The sequence below is a fragment of the Saccharothrix mutabilis subsp. mutabilis genome (assembly GCF_039521145.1).
GTDB classification, from domain to species: Bacteria; Actinomycetota; Actinomycetes; order Mycobacteriales; family Pseudonocardiaceae; genus Actinosynnema; species Actinosynnema mutabilis.
The window spans coordinates 162,285-179,815 of record NZ_BAAABU010000011.1 but is presented as its reverse complement, the minus strand read 5'-3'; the positions used below and the strand labels follow the sequence as shown (position 1 = coordinate 179,815).

General features: G+C 72.1%; 13 protein-coding genes. 5 read left to right on the top strand and 8 right to left on the bottom strand.

The genetic code is table 11. The features are described from left to right. The first annotated feature begins 5 nt into the window (after positions 1-5). Both ABD126_RS23790 and ABD126_RS23785 read left to right on the top strand, forming a co-directional pair. Positions 6-1,205 (top strand): alpha-hydroxy acid oxidase, encoded by a 1,200-nt coding sequence (locus ABD126_RS23790; RefSeq protein ID WP_343936097.1) that lies wholly within the window; start codon positions 6-8, stop codon positions 1,203-1,205. Positions 1,206-1,243: 38 nt separating this feature from the next. After that, complete coding sequence (locus tag ABD126_RS23785) at positions 1,244-2,113, top strand: hypothetical protein (protein WP_343936096.1); 870 nt, start codon at positions 1,244-1,246, stop codon at positions 2,111-2,113. Positions 2,114-2,755: 642 nt separating this feature from the next. On the opposite strand, the gene ABD126_RS23780 is transcribed toward ABD126_RS23785, so the two are convergent. Genes ABD126_RS23780 through ABD126_RS23745 form a run of 8 tightly spaced genes read right to left on the bottom strand, consistent with a single transcriptional unit; the run spans position 2,756 to position 13,649 of the window. Continuing rightward, entirely contained in the window at positions 2,756-3,937 is a 1,182-nt protein-coding gene (locus ABD126_RS23780; protein ID WP_343936095.1) for a cytochrome P450 family protein, read from the bottom strand. Positions 3,938-3,980: 43 nt separating this feature from the next. Continuing rightward, positions 3,981-5,675 carry a phytoene desaturase family protein gene (locus ABD126_RS23775; protein ID WP_343936094.1) on the bottom strand — a complete coding sequence of 565 codons (1,695 nt, stop codon included), beginning with the start codon at positions 5,673-5,675 and terminating at the stop codon, positions 3,981-3,983. After that, on the bottom strand, positions 5,675-6,697 hold the full coding sequence (locus ABD126_RS23770; protein ID WP_343936093.1) for a TauD/TfdA family dioxygenase: 1,023 nt from the start codon (positions 6,695-6,697) through the stop codon (positions 5,675-5,677). The genes ABD126_RS23775 and ABD126_RS23770 overlap by 1 nt, the downstream gene beginning before the upstream one ends. Before the next feature lie 50 nt (positions 6,698-6,747). Beyond that, positions 6,748-9,393 carry a condensation domain-containing protein gene (locus ABD126_RS23765; protein ID WP_343936092.1) on the bottom strand — a complete coding sequence of 882 codons (2,646 nt, stop codon included), beginning with the start codon at positions 9,391-9,393 and terminating at the stop codon, positions 6,748-6,750. Further along, positions 9,390-11,096 carry an amino acid adenylation domain-containing protein gene (locus ABD126_RS23760; protein WP_343936091.1) on the bottom strand — a complete coding sequence of 569 codons (1,707 nt, stop codon included), beginning with the start codon at positions 11,094-11,096 and terminating at the stop codon, positions 9,390-9,392. Before ABD126_RS23760 ends, ABD126_RS23765 begins: the two co-directional genes overlap by 4 nt. Before the next feature lie 5 nt (positions 11,097-11,101). Further along, complete coding sequence (locus tag ABD126_RS23755; RefSeq protein ID WP_343936090.1) at positions 11,102-11,914, bottom strand: hypothetical protein; 813 nt, start codon at positions 11,912-11,914, stop codon at positions 11,102-11,104. 32 nt (positions 11,915-11,946) lie between these two features. Beyond that, positions 11,947-12,684: an ABC transporter permease gene (locus tag ABD126_RS23750; protein ID WP_343936089.1), complete on the bottom strand. Its 738-nt coding sequence runs from the start codon at positions 12,682-12,684 to the stop codon at positions 11,947-11,949. Continuing rightward, complete coding sequence (locus tag ABD126_RS23745; RefSeq protein ID WP_343936088.1) at positions 12,684-13,649, bottom strand: ABC transporter ATP-binding protein; 966 nt, start codon at positions 13,647-13,649, stop codon at positions 12,684-12,686. Before ABD126_RS23745 ends, ABD126_RS23750 begins: the two co-directional genes overlap by 1 nt. Before the next feature lie 242 nt (positions 13,650-13,891). Between ABD126_RS23745 and ABD126_RS23740 the strand changes: the two genes are divergently transcribed. Genes ABD126_RS23740 through ABD126_RS23730 form a run of 3 tightly spaced genes read left to right on the top strand, consistent with a single transcriptional unit; the run spans position 13,892 to position 17,503 of the window. Continuing rightward, positions 13,892-14,764, top strand: coding sequence for an FG-GAP repeat domain-containing protein (locus tag ABD126_RS23740; protein ID WP_343936087.1), 873 nt, complete (start codon positions 13,892-13,894; stop codon positions 14,762-14,764). A 1-nt stretch (position 14,765) separates the two neighbouring features. After that, complete coding sequence (locus ABD126_RS23735) at positions 14,766-16,208, top strand: amidase (RefSeq protein ID WP_343936086.1); 1,443 nt, start codon at positions 14,766-14,768, stop codon at positions 16,206-16,208. Then, positions 16,205-17,503 (top strand): cytochrome P450, encoded by a 1,299-nt coding sequence (locus ABD126_RS23730; RefSeq protein WP_343936085.1) that lies wholly within the window; start codon positions 16,205-16,207, stop codon positions 17,501-17,503. Before ABD126_RS23735 ends, ABD126_RS23730 begins: the two co-directional genes overlap by 4 nt. The last annotated feature ends 28 nt before the right edge of the window (positions 17,504-17,531 follow it).

Genomic DNA, 17,531 nt, shown 5'->3' with positions numbered 1-17,531 from the left:
CCCCCATGGCCAAGTCCGCCCAGCTCCGCACCCTGCTCAAGCCGCCGAAGATGGCGTGGAACCCCACCGACCGCAAGCTGCTGCGCGCGGCGGGCATCGAGGACCTGCGCAAGCTCGCCCAGAAGCGGGTGCCGCGCATGGTGTTCGACTACACCGACGGCGCGGCGGACAGCGAACGCAGCCTCAGCCGCGCCCGGCAGACCTTCGCCGACATCGAGTTCCAGCCGTCGGTGCTGCGCGACGTGGCCGAGATCGACACCACCCGCACCGTGCTCGGCAAGCGGCAGGAGCTGCCGTTCTGCCTGGCCCCGGTCGGGTTCACCCGGGTCATGCACCCGGAGGGCGAGTCGGCGGTGGCGTCCGTGGCGGCGCAGTTCGGCATCCCCTACTCGGTGTCCACGCTCGCCACGACGTCCCTGGCCGACATCGCCGCCGCCGCGCCCGGCGGGCGGCACTGGTTCCAGCTCTACTTCGCCGAGGACCGGGCGATGGTCAAGGAGCTGCTCGCGCTGGCGGAGGAGGCGGGTTTCGACACGATCCTGCTCACCCTCGACACGCCCATCTCCGTGCCCCGCCGCCGCGACATCCGCAACGGCCTGACCATCCCGCCGTCGATGAGCATCGGCACGTTCGCCGAAGCCTGGCTGCACCCGGGGTGGTGGCTCAGCCAGGTCCGCGGCGGCGCCCCGTCCCCGAAGGTGCTCGCCGCGACCAGCAACGGCTCGGCGTCCGACCTGATCAAGAAGGTCTTCAACCCGAGACTGTCCATTGAGGACTTGGAGTGGTTGCGCGGCGCGTGGTCGGGCAAGCTGGTCGCCAAGGGCGTCCAGAGCGTCGCCGACGCCGTGCGCGTGGCCGACGCCGGCGTGGACGCGGTGTGGCTGTCCACCCACGGTGGCCGCAAACTCGACCGCGCGCCCGTCCCGGTGGAGCTGGTGCCCGACGTGGTGGACGCCGTCGGCGAGCGCATCGAGGTGTTGGTGGACACCGGCATCACCTCCGGCGCGGACATCGTCGCCGCCATCGCCCTGGGCGCGACCGCGGCCTGCGTCGGTCGGTGCTACCAGTACGGCCTCATGGCCGGCGGCCGGCGCGGCGTGGTCAAGGCGATGGAGATCCTGACCCGCGAGATCGAGGTCACGATGAAACTGCTCGGCGTGACCAGCGTGGACCAGCTCGACCGCTCGCACGTCAGGTTCCGCTGACGCGAGCCACGACACGGAGGTGTGTGACTTTGGCGGAGATGATCGGGAACGGCCTGTGCCACTCGTTCAGCGGTGACGGCAGGCTCGACATCCTCGCGCGCAGCGAGAGCACCGGAGACCTGTACCTGGTGCCCCACAGCGGCCGGTTCCGCGGCACGGGCACCTACGGGGAGCCGGTGAAGATCGCGGAGAACTTCCACCACCTCCGCAACCACTACATGGTTCGGACGATCGACATAGATGGAAGCGGCCGTGCGCACGTCCTGGCCCTGAGCACCCTGAAGTACAACCCGTTCGAGGGTGTCTTCCTGTACCCGAACAAGGGCCTGAACGGCCTCGACACCCTGGGCGAGCCCATCAAGATCTCCGGCCGTCGAGCCGACCGCCGCTGGGAGACGATGGCCATCGGCAGCCTGGGCGAGGGCCCGGACGTGATGTTCGGCAGGGAACAGGACCAGGGCGGCGTGCACGCCTTCTTCAGCCAGGGCGAGGTGGTGGAGTCGGAGACCTACGACCGAACCCCGCACCCGATGGTCACGGTGGACGTGGCGGACTTCCCCTGGACCCTGGCCGACATCACCCGAACCGGCCGCCCGGACCTCCTGGTGGTGCGCGCCAACGGCGACCTGGACGCCTACGAGTTCGGCCCGGGCACACTGACCAACGGCGAGGCCTTCGCCCACCAGGGCACCTGGCACACCATCCGCCGCGACTGGGACGCCAAGGTCTTCGCGGTCACGGACGTCGACCTGGACGGCAACCCCGACCTCCTCGCCCTGACCGAGGACGGCACCCTCCTGGCCTACGTCCACAGCGGCAAGTTCGACCCGGACAACCCGGAAGCCACCTACGCGGCCGAGCCGGAAGTCGTAGCCACCGGCTGGCAGGACTTCAACTCCATCAGCTGACCCAACCCCTCCGCGCAGCGCGCCGCTCTTCGACGCGCGCAGCGCGGAGCACAGGGCCTCGTGAGGCCACAACCCAACCCGGGCTTCTTGCTTGTGTCATCTCCGTATGGCCTGCCCGAAGGGCTACCACGCTTTCCCGGGGTTGGGCCAAAAAGTTTTGCGAGGAACGAGCAAAAGTTTTTCGACCAACCCCGGGAAAGCGTGGTTGGCTCCGCCAGGCCATACGGAGATGACACAAGCAAGAAGCCCCCGCTCTTTCTTTGCTTTTGTGTCATCTTTGGCGGCCTGCCCGCCGGCGAGGCTCTTTTAAGCTTTAAGAGTGACGCTGACGCTCTCAAGCCGAACGCGCTTCGCGCTGAACGCGCGGAGCGCTTGAACGCGCGGAGCGCTCGAAAGATCAAAAGCGCCTCGCCGGCGGGCAGGCCCCCGGGGGTGGAAGGGCGTCGGTTCGTTCCCCGTACGGCCTGCCGGAGGCAACCACACTTGGGTCTTGTTCGCAACCGGTGAAGCGTGGTTGCGAACAAGACCCAAGCGCGGTTGGGCTTCGCCCAGGCCGTACGGGGAACGAACCGAGGCCCTTCCTTGGCTTGGCAGCCCGAAGAAGGGGCGCGCTTCGCGCGAAAGCGGTGGGTTGGGTGGAGGTTAGGCGGTGCGCTTACCCAAGCGGACCGGGAGTGAGCGCATGACGCGGACGAAGTAGGAGGGTGCCCACACCAGTTCTTCCTCGGGCACCGCCAACTCCAAGTCCGGGTAGCGGGTGAACAGGTGCTCCACCGCCACCTGGATCTCCGTCCTCGCCAACTCCGACCCGGGACAGAAGTGCGGTCCGCGGCCGAACGCCAGGTGGTGGTTGTCCTTCCGGTGGAAGTCCATGACGTCCGGGTCGTCGAACTGCCGCGGGTCGCGGCCGGCTGCCGCGATGCCCAGGATGACCGTGTCGCCCTTGGCGATCTTCGTGCCGGCGATCTCCAGGTCCTCCGCCGCGAACCGGCGGAAGCCGGTGTGCACCGACCCGTCCCGGCGGGACAGTTCCTCCACCGCGCGGGCGATCAGGCTCGGGTCCGTGCGCAGCTCGGCCACCTTGTCCGGCCGCTTCAGCAGCGACAGCACGGCGTTGGCGATACCGGCGACCGTGGTGTGGAAGCCGCCCAGCAGCATGAGCAGGGCCAGGCCGACCATCTCGTCGTGGCTGAGGTTGTTGCCGCCCTCGTCCGGCATCGTCGCCCAGCGCGAGATCAGGTCCTGGCCCGGGTTCTCGCGCTTGGCCGCCACGACGCCGTTGATCCACTGGTACAGCTCGGCGAACGCCGCCGCGCTGCGTTGCGGGTGCTCGGTGAACAGCTCCTTGCTCCAGTTGCGGAACGCCTCGTGGTGTTCCTCCGGCACGCCCATGATGTGGCACACCGCCAGGATCGGCAGCGGCACGATCAGCTCGTCCATCAGGTCCACCGTGTCGCCGTCGCGCACGGCGTCGACCATCTCCGCCATCCAGCGCTCGATCAGCGGGCGCATGGCCTCGATGCGGTCGCGGCGGAAGGCCAGGTTGATGAAGCGGCGGAGCCTGGTGTGCTCCGGCGGGTCGGCCAGGACCAGGTTCGCCGACGGGATGCGTTCCACGATCAGCTGCTCGCGGTAGTCCGGGCCGGCCGCTTCCGGGGCGCGGACCAGGCGCGGGTCGCGCAACGCCTCCGCCACCTCGGCGTACCTGGTCACGTACCACGCCGGCACGCCGTTGATCAGGCTCACCCGGTGCACGGGGCCCTCTTCCAGCATGCGGTCGAACAGGGTGTGCGGGTCGCGGAGGTAGCTCTCGTCGAACGGCATCTTGTGCTGGTGCGCTGGGCACGATGACACGGGACTGGTCTCCTCACTTGGTCCGGGCGGCGCGGCGGGGGCGGTCGGCGAGTCTCGGTTTCGAGGCGGTCAGGGGGTCCCAGTCGGGGCCGCCCGCGGTGAGGCGGGTCGGGTCGCCGTAGACGCGGCCCGCCTTGACCTCCGCGAGCAGGTCGCGGCCCAGCACGGCGCTCGCCGTGCCGACCCCGCTGTTCATCACGTTGACGATGCCGTGGCAGAACACGGTCCCCGCCCCGGTCAGGTACAGCCCGCCGATGCCGGTGACCGGACCCGGGCGGTTGCGGCCCAGCTGGTCGATCGCGATCTCCAGGCCGTAGCTGGACCCGTGCGACGACAGCGTGAACCGCTCCTGCGTCAACGGGGTCGCGGCCTCGCGCCACACGACGTGGCCCTCGATGCCGGGGATCAGCTCGGCCGTCCGCGCGATGATGCGGTCGGTGATCTGCTCCTTCAGGTCCCCGTAGGCGGCTTCACCGCGGTAGCTGCCGTCCGCGGCGTCCGCGAAGCTCCACAGCGGGCTGCCCTGCGGCACGACGGCCATGATCTCCATGGTCGAGTGGCCGGGTGGGGCGCTGCGCGGGTTGCCGGGGTCCTTGACGGTGGCCGAGGTGATGAACAGCGGCAGCTCGTCGGGCAGTTCGCCGCGGTACAGGGCCTCGTAGTAGCCGTCCACGTCGGTGTCGGGGAACGTGTAGAAGTTCGTGTTCGGCATCCGGTCCGCGAGGTCCACGTCGAGACCGAGGTAGACCGTCAGGAGGGGCAGCGCCATCCGGTAGTTCGACACGCGGTCGGCCTGGCGGTCGGTGAGGTGTTCCCGGCCGACCAGGTCGAGGAACGTGCGCCGGACGTCGGCGTTGGAGATGACGGTGTCGGCGTGGATCGTCTCGCCGGAGGCCAGCCGCACGCCGGTGGTCCGGCCGTTCTCGATGAGGATCCGCTCGACCTTGGTGTGCGTGCGGACGACACCGCCGTGCGCCTGGATCACGTCGAGGAGGTGGGCGGCGAGGACCTGGCCGCCGCCGCGGGGGTAGTAGGCGCCGCCGCGGATGTACTGGTCCATCGCAGCCGCGTGGACCACCGCGCTGACCCGGTTCGGCGGGGCGGCGTAGGTGGCGCTTTCGCCGGAGATGACGGCCCGTGCGCGTTCGCTCAGGCCGCAGAGCTTGTACAAAGTGGACAGCGGGCGCATGCCCAGCGTGGTCAGCACCGGTGCCCGCAAGGGGAAGAGCAGGGCTTGTTTCGGTGTCGTCGGCAGGCCCTTGCGCAGTTCCGCGCTCATCCGCCGCAACAGCCGGACGCATGATCGCAGGCCGCGTTCCTCGTCGGGGAACGTCTCGACCAGCCGCTCCAGGTAGCGGTCCCACCCGCGCGGCACGCGGAAGGTGAAGTCCGGGAACACCAGCGTGGTGAACCCGTCCGGGTCCATCTCCACGAACTCGACCCGGTCGGCCAGCCCGACGCCCCGCAGGATGCCGGTCAGCAGGCCGTCCTCCTGGCACGCGCCGATGTAGTGCACGCCCACGTCGAACTCGAACCGGCGCTGCCGGCGGAACACCTGGCTGCACCCGCCGGCCACCCGGCCCTGCTCCAGGACCAGCGGGCGGACCCCGTTGGTCGCGAGGTAGGCCGCGGTGGTGAGGCCTCCGAGCCCGGAGCCCACCACCACCGCGTCCCAAGCTTCACTCGATAAGTCCCCCAGGACCGTCATCAGTCACCTTTCGCCGAAGGGTGGGTCGGGCCCGCGCTCCCCAGCACGTGCCCGCCCTCGGGTCGCAGTTCCCGCGACCGCCGGAAGTCGCGGTGCACGAAGATCCGCTGCAACCAGCGGTCCCGGCCGTCGTAGCGCGGGGTGAACTCGGTGCGGCCGTGCAGCGCCAGCCGGTTGTCCACGAACGCCAGGTCACCGGGTTCCAGGACGAACGTGCGGCGGGCGGAGCGCAGGGCGTCGCCGAGCACCGCCATCGCCTGCTCCGCCTCGCCGTCCAGCGGGAAGGAGCTCTCGAAGTCGATGCGGATGTCCGGGTCGTCGAAGCTGCCGCCCAGGATGCCGTGCGGCTGCGGCGCGCTGCGCAGGTCGCCGAACGACGCCGGCGGCTCGGTGAAGAACCGCGGCTCGTGCAGCACCTTGCGCACCGCTTCGGGCAGCATCGGCAGGGCGTTGCGGATGGACGCCACCTGCAACCCGGCCACGTTGTCGTGGTCGTTGCGCAGGCAGTGCAGGCCGACGTAGTCCGGCCGGTACATGTGGAAGGCGTTCTCCACGTGCATGGACAGCATCACCGAGCCCGCGTTGCCCTGGAAGGCCTCCATGCCGGGCACCGGCACGACGTCCTGCACCAGCGCGCCGCTCTTCTCCTCGCGGAACGCGATCAGCTCGCCGAGTTGGAGCCCGACGAGCACCTGCGCGGCGGCGGGCACGGTCGACTCCCGTTGCACGGACCCCGCCACGTTCGGCGTGTCCGGCAGGTCGTCGCGCTCCACCGGCAGGTTGCGCACGAGCAGGACGCCGTCCCGGCCCGCGTCCCAGGTGTAGCGCCGCAGCATCTGCCGCAGCCGCACGGGCAGGTTGCTGGACAGCTCGCGCGCGGTGGCGAGCCACGCGGTCGAGTCCAACCGGCGCGGCGGCCGGCCCGCGAGGTAGCGGGCGATGGTGTCGACCTCGATGTTCTCCTCACTGGTCAGGGTGATCACGCGGTCGGTGCCGTGTGTGGGCTGGACGTCGATGGTCACGCCGAGCCTCCTCTGCTCATGACTTCTCTGGCGGCTAGCGATCGGATCGGTCAGTCGTCTTCGTCGTCCTCGTCGAAGAACGCGGAGTCCAGGTGCTCCGCGAGCTGCCTCGGCGTCGGGTTGGCGAACAGGTCGGCGAGCTGGGCGGGCAGGCCCAGCTCCTTCTTGACCTTCTGCACCAGCTGGGCGCCGAGGAGTGAGTGGCCGCCGCTCGTGAAGAAGTTCGAGTCGGCGTGCAGGCCGGGCCGGTCGAGCAGCTCGGTCCAGACGGCGACGAGCGCGGCGGTCGTCTCGTCCGGCGGCTCGGCGGTGGCGGCGATCGCGGTGGACTCGGCCAGTTCCGCGAGCATGACCCGGTCGAGCGTCCCCGCGGCGGTGCGCGGGATCCTGCTCACCACGACCGGTTCGGGCACGAACGGCAGGGTCGCCTTGGCGTGCTCGCGCACCCGGTCGGCCACGTCGGCCTCGGTGAACACGAACACCGTGCCGTCCGCGTGGGCGGCGGCGACCGGTGCGACCGGGGCCAGCGCCCGCTCCACGTCGGCGAGGTGGAGCCGGTGCCCGGCGACGGTGACGTGGTCCGCCAGCCGCCCGACGACCTCGACGGTCCCGTCCGCGTGGCGGACCGCGAGGTCGCCGGTGCGGTGGAACCGGCCGTGCGCCGGGTGCTCGCCGAACCGCTCGGCGTCCAGGTCGGGCCGGCCGTGGTGGCGGGTGGGCAGCGCGGGACCGGTGGCGCACAGCTCGCCGCGCACCCCGACGCCCAGCTCGTGCCCGGTCCCCGGCTCGGCGACGAACCCGGTCCGGGTGTCCGCGGCCGGCGCGGTGTCGGGGGAGACCACGACCCGGCCGCCCGAGGTGAGCGGACCGAGCACGTCGACCAGCGCGGCCGTGGTGGCGGAACTGCTCTGCCACAACGCCTTGGCCTGCTCGGTCACGGCGCTCGCCAACGCCCGGTGCGAGAACTCGACCCCGACGGCCTCGCCGGTCAGCGGGTACTCCAGGTGGGCCGGGGCGTCCACCGCGACGGCGGGCGCGTCGGACCGGCTCCCGCCGCCGACGGCCGGGATGCGCACCGCGCCCGGCACGGTCACGCCCTCGGCCGCCAGCACCAGGCCCGCGCCGGAGTCGGCGAGCCGCGCCGCGAGGTCGGGCACCGGCTGCGACGGGTCCAGCAGCACGACCTTCGCGCCCGCCGCCCACGCGCCCAGCCACGCCGCCGCCAACCCCGCGCCGCGCGGCGCCAGCACCGCCACGGTGTCGCTGGTGACGAGGTCGCGGGTGTCCAGGGCGGCGGACCAGAGTTCGCCGTAGGTGACCGAGTCCGGCCCGTCCTCGACCGCGACCAGGTCCGGCTGCTCGACGACCGTGCGGTGCACGGCGTCGAGCACGTGCCGGTCCACGGCCTCCGGGACCTCCTGGCGGACGTGGTCCGCGGCGCCCAGCCGCGACAGCTCGGCCACCGGCCGGTCCACCGCGCCACCCAGCTCGACCAGCAGGGCGTCGTACCGCTCCACCAGCCGCACCACGTCGGCCTCGTCGAACGCGTCCACGCAGAACGCGGCCCGGACGGTGGTCCGCTCCGGGCCCGGCACGATGAAGAACTCCAGGTCGAACCGGCTGAACCCGTTCTCCGCCAGGACGTGCCGCACCGGCATCCCGGTCAGCGTCGGCGCGGCCTCGACCGTGCCCGGCACGTAGTTGAACAGGTGCCGGAAGAACGAGCTGCGCCACGACGACGGCGTGTCGCCGAGCACGGCGGGCGAGACCTGCTCCTGCGGCACGCCCGCGTGGCTGATCGCCTCCAGGAACGCAGACCGCGTCCGCTTGACCACCGCCCGGAAGTCGGCCTCGGGGTCGAGCCGCACGCGCAGCGGCAGCAGGTTCGCGTGGTAGCCGATGGCGTTCATGCTCTGCGGGTCCCGCACGTTCACCGGCGTCCCGATGACCACGTCCGAGCCCGCGCCGTGCTGGGTCAGCAGCACGTAGTAGGCCGCCAGCAGCACAACGGCCTCGGACGCGCGCAGCTCCTTCTGGAACCGCCGCACGACCTCCCGCGCCTCAGCGGACAGCCCGTGGTGGATGGTCGAGGCGCGCAGCGAGGACCCGGCGCCCGGCGGCTTGGCGCACCACAACCCGGACTCGCTCGCCCGCAACCCGTCCAGGCTCTTCTGCCAGTAGGCGATGCTGCGCTCGTCGGGCTCCGGTTCGGCGCGCGGGGCCACGACGTCGGCGGAGGGCGTCAGACCGGCGGCCACCTCTTCGTACGCGGTCAGCAGCTCGCGCAGCAGGATCGTGGTGGACATGGCGTCGAACACCAGGTGGTGCACGACGACGCAGCACACGTCGTTGTCGCCGCTGCGCACGCCCACCCGCACCAACGGGCTGCCGTCCAGCGCGAACGGGGTCGCGATGAACGCGGTCAGGTCGGCGTCGAGACCGGCGCCCGTCACCGGGACGTCCAGCAGCGGCACGTCGACGGCGGGCCGGACTTCCTTGTCCAGCGCCACGTCGTCCGCCCGGAACACCGTCCGCAGCACGTCGTGCCGCGCCACCACGGCGTTCACCGCCCGCGTGAGCACCGCGCGGTCGAACCGGCCACCGACCTCGAACGCGACGGTGACGTTGTTGACCCCCGTGCCCGGCACGAGCCGTTCCAGGAGCCACATGGCCGTTTCCTTGCGGCTGACCGTCATTCGTCCCCCTCGGCATCGGCGCAGACCTCGGCGATCCGCGCCACGGTCCGGTTCTCCAGCACGTCCCGCAGCGACAGGGCGAGCCCGAGCTTGCGCGCCTCGTTGACCAGTTGGGCGGCCCCGACGCTGGTGCCGCCGCGCACGAAGAAGTCGTCGTCCACACCCACCGCGGCCACGCCGGTGAACCGCGCGAACAGCCCGCACAGCAGCGCTTCCAGCTCGTTGGCCGGGGCGCGGCCGGCCGCCTGACCGGACGGTGCCGGCAGCGCGGCGGTGTCGAGCTTGCCGTTCACGGTCAGCGGCAGCTCCGCCAGCGCGACCACGGCGCTGGGCACCATGTAGTCGGGCAGGCTCTCCGCGAGGTCCTTGCGCACCTGCTGAACGTCGAGGTCCGCCGGCACGACGTACGCGACGAGCTGCTTGACGTCGGGCGCGTCCTCCCGGACCACCGCCGCCGCGTGCCGCACCTCCGGCGCCCGCAGCAACGCCGCCTCGACCTCGCCCAGCTCGATCCGGTAGCCGCGGATCTTGGTCTGGGTGTCCACCCGGCCGCGGAACTCGTACTCGCCGTCGCTGGTCGGCCGCACCCGGTCGCCCGACCGGTACATGCGGGACCCGGGCGGCCCGAACGGGTTGGCCACGAACCGGCTCGCGGTCAGCGCGGGCCGGCCGAGGTAGCCGCGGGCGAGCTGGGCGCCGGAGATGTAGAGCTCGCCGATCTCGCCGACCGCGACCGGTCGCAGGTCGTCGTCCAGCACGTGGAAGCCCACGCCGGGCATGGGCTGCCCGATGGGCAGGGGACCCGGCGGCACGACGTCGTCGGGTTCGATGACGACCGTGCTGCAGCCGACGGTCGTCTCCGTCGGGCCGTACTCGTTGACCACGCGCGCCCCGGGGTGCCGGCGCCGCCACGCGTCGACCGTCTCGCCGAGCAGCAGTTCGCCGCCGGCCATCAGCTCGCCGGTGGGCGACGCCTCGGCGGGCAGGGCGGTGAGCAGCGGGATGTGCGACGGCGTGACCTTGACGAACCCCGGCCGCGTGCGGCCCAGCGGTCCGGCGGCGGGCGTGCCCATCTCCTCCAACGCGCCGACGTGCACGCACCCGCCGGTGGCCAGCGGCGCGTACAGGGCGGTGACGGTGAGGTCGAACGCGAACGACGAGTGCAGCAGCGCCCGACCGCGCACGCCCCGGTAGGTCCGGACGACGTGGTCGAGGTAGGTGGCCAGCTGCCGGTGCTCGATCACCACGCCCTTGGGTTTGCCCGTCGAACCGGACGTGTAGATGACGTAGGCGGGGTTCTCCGGCCGCGGGTCCACGGTGAGCGGCTCGTCCGAGGTCTCCTCGACCAGCACCTCCCGCGCGTTCGACGCGGGGACGGCGTGCCGGTCCCCGGGGGTGGTCAGCAGCAGCAACGGCTTCGCGTCGTCGAGCATGTGGGTCAGGCGCTGCGCGGGGTAGTCGAGGTCCAGCGGCAGGTAGGCCGCGCCGGACTTGAGCACCGCCAGGGCCGCGGTGACCACGTCGGCCGACCGGATGCCGATGGCCACCAGCCGCTCCGGCCCCGCGCCCAGCGCGACCAGGCGGCGGGCGAGCCCGGTGGACCGCGCGTCCAGCTCCGCGTAGGTCAGGGTGTGCTCGCCCCACGCCACGGCGACCGCGTCGGGCGTGCGGCGCGCCTGCGCGGCGAACAGGTCGGGGAACACCGGGGCTACCCCGCCATCCGCAGCGCGCCGGTCATCAGCTCGGACACCGCCGCCGCCACGTCGGGGTGGCGCAGCATCTGGTCGTGGTCCACGTCCAGGCGGATCTCGCGCGCGAACTCCGCGCCCCGCCGCGTCGAGTGCGCCGAGGTGATCGCGGTCGCGCCCGCCCACCGGGGCAGGGGGTCCAGCTCGGTGGCCGCGCGCAGGTAGCCGACGAACGACGCGAAGCTGCCGCCCAGCTCACCCCGGATGTCCTCGTCCAGGCCGAGGCGCTGCCCGGCCACGTCGATGGCGTCGCGGAAGATCCCGGCCAGCGCCGGGCCGATCAGCGACAGGTCCTCGAACCCGTACCGCTCCTGCACCGCCTGCCCGTCGGCGTGGAACTTCGTGATCTCGTCGGGGGACAGGATCGTCCTGAGCGCGTCGGCGGCGGCGTGGAAGTCCCGGTAGAGGCCCACGATGTTGGGCAGCTCGGGGTCGAGCAGGACCAGCCGGGGCGCGACCTCCTGGGCCTCGGCCAGGCGCGCGGCCAGCGGCGCGGCGAACACCGCGCCCGCGCAGTACCCGATGACGGTGTCCACGGTCCGCTCGCGCTTGCGCACGGCCTTGGCCCAGCGCTCGACGTAGTCCGCGCCGGACATCGTCTCCTCGGCGCCCGCGGCCGGCGCCACGGTCTCCCAGACCTCGCCGGGCGCGGTCAACAAGGGGACGAGGTCGCGGAAGCACGCCTGGGTGCGGCCGGTGCTGGTGAAGTCGACGGTCAGCGTGAGCCCACCCTGCCCGCCCTTGCGCAGTATCTGCCAGGAGTTCTTCTTCACGTGGGATTCCCTTGTCGTAGCAGTGGAAGACGTCAGACGCGGGCGCTGTCCCGCACGTACCGCATGACGACCGCGCCGCCGAGCACGACGGTCCAGCCGGCGAGCACCACGGCCGCCGTCGCGCCGGACCCGCCCTCGCCGACCGCCGCGTGCCCGATCTCGGCCAGCCAGCGGCTCGGCATGACCGTCGAGACCGCCTGCATCCACTCGGGGAACGCCACCGACGGGAACAGCGCGCCGCCGAGGATGCCCAGCAGCATGTGCGACATCGTGGTGAACACCTGCACGCTCTCCGCGGTCGCGATCTGCCCGATGAACACGCCCAGCAGCGCGAACGGCAGCGTGCCCGCCCAGATCCCCAGCACCAGGTGCAGCCAGCCGGCGGCGGGCAGCCGGACGCCCTCGACCAGCGCGCCCACCAGCGCCACGGCGGCGATCGCGGGCAGCGCCACCACCATCGCGGCGGCGAGCTTGGCCACCAGGTACGACGGCGCGGACAGCGGCGTGATGCGCAGCTGCCGCTGCCAGCCGGTGGACCGCTCGATCGCGACCCGGGTGCCGACGTTGAGCGCCACGAAGAACGCGCCGAACGCGGCCAGGTTCCCCAGCAGGTACTCGCTGAAGTCCACGCCCGCCCGGTCGGCGATGTCGCCGCGGAACAGGTTGGCCTGCATCAGGTACATCAGGGTGGGGAACAGGAACGCGATGATCCAGAACTTGCGCGCCCGGACCACCCGGCGCACTTCGAACAGCAGGAAACCGGGGTTCATCAGGCAGCCTCGTCCTCGGTCGCGGTGAGGGCCAGGAACGCCTGCTCCAGGCCGATGGACCCGATCTCCACGTCGTGCGCCTGCGGGTGGCGGGCGAACAGCTCGCGCGCGGCGGCGTCGGAGTCGGAGCACACGAGTTCGACCCGCCGGCCGCGCGCCTCGGCGGCGACGACCCCGGGCAGCAGCCGCAGCTGGTCCGTCGTCACGCCGGGGACCGTGGCCGACAGCGACCGGCCGGCGACCACCGAGCGGATCTGGGCGACCGTGCCGTCGGCGACGACCTTCCCGCCGCGCACCAGGACCACGCGGTCGGCGAACTCCTCGGCCTCCTCCAGGTAGTGGGAGGCGAACACGACGGTGCGGCCGGTGGCGGTGAACCGGTGGATCGACGTCCAGAACACGTTGCGGGACTCGACGTCCATGGCGACGGTCGGCTCGTCCAGCACCAGCAGGCGCGGGTCGGACACCAGCGTCATGGCCAGCCGCAGGCGCTGCCGCTGGCCGCCGGACAGCGGGCCGCGGCGGTCGGCGAGGTCGGTCAACCCGGTGCGGTCCAACACCTCGTCCACCGGCAGCGCGGCGCGGTACAGGCCCGCGGCCATGGTCAGCAGCTCGCGGATCGACACGTCGTCCAGCAGCGCGCCCTCCTGGAGCATCGCGCCGACGACGCCGCGGGTCACGGCCTCGCGCGGGGTGTGCCCGAACACGCGGACCTCGCCCGCGTCCGGGGTGGCGAGCCCGAGGACCAGGTCGACCAGCGTGGACTTGCCCGCGCCGTTGGGGCCCAGCAGGGCGACCACCTCGCCGGGCGCGATCTCCAGGTCCAGGCCGTTGACCGCGCGCACGTCGCCGTAGCGCTTGTGCAGGCCCCGAACGCTGATCGCGGCGTCGCCGGTCGCCGGCGCCGGCCGCGCGACCACGGCGAGCGCGGGCGGGGTCGCGGTGTGCCCGATTCCTTTGTCCATGTGGATTTCCCCATTTGGGTCGGCGCGGGTATGCGCTTATTGTTAGCAGCACCTCCCCGGTGGTCGGCCGGAAATAGTGGGCGACGCCGCGCGATGTGTGGTCGGGGGGCCTTTCTTGTGGGGGCGCAGGGGTTGCGGTAGGGGTACCCCCGGGTCGCCGCCACCGGTCATGATCAGGGCTGTTGTGGTGGTTGGGTGCGCGTTTCGGCCGCGCCCGCTCGGGGAGGTGCTTCGTGGCACGCATGAAGGGGAACGGTCACTGTCACTCGTTCAACGGTGACGGTCGGATGGACGTCATGGCCCGTGACGACGTCACGGGGGAATTGTTCGTCTTTCCCCACCGGGGCAGTTTCCAGGGCACCGAGACCTTCGGTGAGCCGGTGCTCATCGGCACCGGTTTCGACCCGCTGCGCGACCACTACCTGGTGCGCACGATCGACATCAACGGCAACGGCTACGCCGACGTCCTCGGCCTGAGCATGCGGCCGGTGAACGAACACCACGGGATCTTCCTGTACCCGAACAAGGGCGGCCTCAACGGCCTGGACACCCTCGCCGACCCGATCCGCATCTCCGGCGCCCGCGACGACAAGAAGTGGGAGACGCTGGGCATCTACGACGTGGACCTCGACGGCTGCGACGACATGTTCGGCCGCGAGCAGGACGCGGGCAACGTGGACGCGTTCTTCAACCGCCGCGAGGTCAAGGAGAACGAGACCTACGACAAGTCGGCGCACCGGCTGGTCACCGTGGACGTGGACGACTTCCCGTTCGCGATGGCCGACATCACCGGCACCGGCCGCCCGGACCTGTTGGTGCGCCGCAAGAACGGCGACCTGGACGTGTACGAGTTCGCGCACGACGAGTCCGGCGACGGGCCGTGGTGGCGCGGCGAGGGCCGGTGGTCCACCCTCGGCCGGGGCTGGCAGGAGTACGAGATCATCACCGTCACCGACCTGGACCTCAACGGCCGCCCGGACCTGATGGGCCTGCGCGGCGACGGCACGCTGGTCGCCCACCTCAACAACGGCTGGGACCCGTCCGCGCCACTGGACACGTTCGGCGCGCCCGAGGTCGTCGCGACCGGGTGGCAGAAGTTCTCGGTGGTGAGCTGACGTGGACGACCTGCTGGGCACCTTCCTGCACCGGTTCCCCGACGCCGAGTCCGCCGTGGACGGTCCGCTGACCGGCGTGACCGTCGGGGTCAAGGACATCATCGCCGTGGCCGGCGCGCCGAGCACCGCGCAGAGCGCCGTCCACGACCCCTCCTGGTGGGAGGACCGCGACGCCCCGGTCGTCGCGCGGCTGCGCGCGGCCGGCGCGACGATCGTCGGCAAGACCACGATGGCCGAGCACGCCCTGTCCCGGCCCGACCCCGCCGCCGCGTTCCCCGTGCCGCGCAACCCGTGGGACCCGAACCGGTGGACCGGCGGGTCGAGCTGCGGCAGCGCCAACGGCATCCCCGCCGGGCTGTTCGACGCCGGCATCGGCACCGACAGCAACGGCAGCATCCGCATCCCGGCCGCCCTGTGCGGGGTGACCGGCCTCAAGCCGACCCAGGGCCTGCTGCCGGCGGCCGGCATCCGGCCGTTGACGCGGTCGATGGAGACGGCCGGCCCGCTGGCCCGCACCGCCCGCGAGTGCGCCCGGCTGCTGGCCGTGATGGCCGACCGGCCCTACGAGGTCTCCCGCACGGCGCTGGACGACCTGTCCGGCGTGCGCGTGGGCGTGCCCGGCGACCTGGTGAAGTACGCCGCCGCGCTGACCGGTGACACCTCCGCCGCGTTCGAGGCCGCGCTGGACGAACTGCGCGCGGCGGGCGCCGAAGTGGTGGACGTGCCGGTGCACGAGGGCTTCCCGCTGGTCGCCGCGCAGCTGGTGACGTTGCTGGTGGAGGCGTTCGAGGTGCACGGGACGCACCTGCGGTCCCGGTGGGCGGACTACGGGCGGCCGTTCCGGTGGAACGTGGCGCTGGGCGGCGTGCTGACCGCGGAGACGTACCTGCGGGCGCAGCGCGTGCGCCGGTGGGGCGCGGACGCCCTGCGCGCGCGGTTCGGCGACGTGGACGTGATCGCCACCCCGACGTGGCCCGGCGGCGCGCCGCGGTACGACGACGCCGCCGGCCTGCAGACCATCTCGTGGCTGCCCAGCGTGTGGAGCGCGGTCGGGTTCCCGGCGCTGGCCCTGCCGATGGGTTTCGACGCCGACGGGCTGCCGCTGTCGCTGCAACTGGCCGCCGCGCCGGGCCAGGACTTCGAGCTGGCCGCGATCGGCGACGTCTACCAGCGGCGGACCGGGTGGCACGAGCGCGAGGCGCCGCCGTTGTCGGGGGAGGACTTCGCGGCGGTCGCCGCGCCCGAGGCGCCCACCGACACCGTGGACCCCAACGCCCGCAAGTGGCTGGCCGACGCGTTCGGCGAATTGGAGGTGCCCGTCGGCGACGACGACCTCGACCAGATCGCGATGACGTGGTCCAAGGTCACCGCGCTCACGGCCGTGCTGCCCGAACCACCCGTGGACGTCGAGCCGTTCCACGCGGACCCCAGGAGAAACCGATGAGCACCGTCCCCGGGCCGGCCGGCCACCCGTTGCTCGGCGTGGTGCCCGCGTTCGTCGCCGACCTGCTGGGCACGCTGGAGGCCACGTTCGCCGAGCACGGCGACCTGGTGGCGTACCGGTTCGGCCCGAAGTGGCCCAGCCGCACGGTCTACGGCGCGTACCACCCCGACGACGTGGCCCGCGCGATGACCGACCCCGAGGTGTTCGGGCGCGACACGGCCGGGTTCAAGGTGATCCGGGAGAGCATCGGCGACGGCCTGCTGACGCTGGACGGCGAGACGTGGAAGCGCCACCGCAAACTGGTGCAGCAGCTCTTCACGCACCGCCGGGTCATGGGTTACACGGCGTTGATGGCGGAGGAGGCGGCGAAGATCGTCGACGACCCGTCGCTGCGCTCGGGCACGGTGGACCTGCACGACCTCATGCAGCGCTACACCCTGCGCGTGGTCGGCCGGGCGCTGTTCGGCGACGCCATCGACGACATCGTGGAGGAGCTGCAAGAACTGGTGCAGCAGCTCGGCGAACTCTCCACCGCCCGCCGGTTGCAGCTGTTCACCCTGCCGCTGTCCCTGCCCACCCCGCGCAACCGCAAGCTGCGCGACGTCCGCCGGCGGCTGTTCGCCATCGCCGACCGGGTGCTGGACCTCCCCTCCGACCCGGACGCCGACGACCTCCTCACCCGCCTGCGCGGCGCACGCGACGAGGAGACCGGCGCGGGCCTGTCGGAGCAGGAGATCCGGGACGAGGTGCTGGGCTTCCTCCTGGCGGGCCACGAGACCACGGCGGGCGCGCTGACGTTCACCCTGCACGAGCTGGGCCGCCGCCAGGACGTCCAGGCGGACATCGCCCACGCCACCGACGACACCCTCGTCCGGGCGACGATCCAGGAGGGCATGCGCCTGTACCCGCCGGCGCACAGCACCGAGCGCATCACGTTGGTGGACACCAAGATCGCCGGCTACGACGTGCGCGCGGGCAGCCAGATCCTGATCTCCCCGTGGGTCACGCACCGCCACCCGGACTTCTGGCCGAACCCGACCGCGTTCGACCCGGCCCGCTTCCTGGACGGCGGCCCGACGCACCGGTACGCGTACATCCCGTTCGGCGGGGGCGCGAGGGCGTGCATCGGGATGCAGTTCGCCCTGATGGAGTCGACGATCCTCCTCAAGACCCTCCTGCGGTCCTACCGCTTCGACACCACCGCGCACGAGCTGTCGGTGAACCCGCTGCTCACCCTGCGCCCGAACGGCCCGGTCCGGGCCACGGCCACAGCCACCACCCCACAACCCGTGTAAGCCGCCCCCTGCGGCACGCACGGCCAGG

Bases quoted from the DNA above. Each gene is read 5' to 3' on its own strand.
- ABD126_RS23790 (WP_343936097.1), top strand. From the start codon at position 6: ATGGCCAAGTCCGCCCAGCTCCGCACCCTGCTCAAGCCGCCGAAGATG.
- ABD126_RS23785 (WP_343936096.1), top strand. From the start codon at position 1,244: ATGATCGGGAACGGCCTGTGCCACTCGTTCAGCGGTGACGGCAGGCTC.
- ABD126_RS23780 (WP_343936095.1), bottom strand. From the start codon at position 3,937: ATGCCGTTCGACGAGAGCTACCTCCGCGACCCGCACACCCTGTTCGAC.
- ABD126_RS23775 (WP_343936094.1), bottom strand. From the start codon at position 5,675: ATGACGGTCCTGGGGGACTTATCGAGTGAAGCTTGGGACGCGGTGGTG.
- ABD126_RS23765 (WP_343936092.1), bottom strand. From the start codon at position 9,393: ATGACGGTCAGCCGCAAGGAAACGGCCATGTGGCTCCTGGAACGGCTC.
- ABD126_RS23750 (WP_343936089.1), bottom strand. From the start codon at position 12,684: ATGAACCCCGGTTTCCTGCTGTTCGAAGTGCGCCGGGTGGTCCGGGCG.
- ABD126_RS23745 (WP_343936088.1), bottom strand. From the start codon at position 13,649: ATGGACAAAGGAATCGGGCACACCGCGACCCCGCCCGCGCTCGCCGTG.
- ABD126_RS23740 (WP_343936087.1), top strand. From the start codon at position 13,892: ATGAAGGGGAACGGTCACTGTCACTCGTTCAACGGTGACGGTCGGATG.
- ABD126_RS23730 (WP_343936085.1), top strand. From the start codon at position 16,205: ATGAGCACCGTCCCCGGGCCGGCCGGCCACCCGTTGCTCGGCGTGGTG.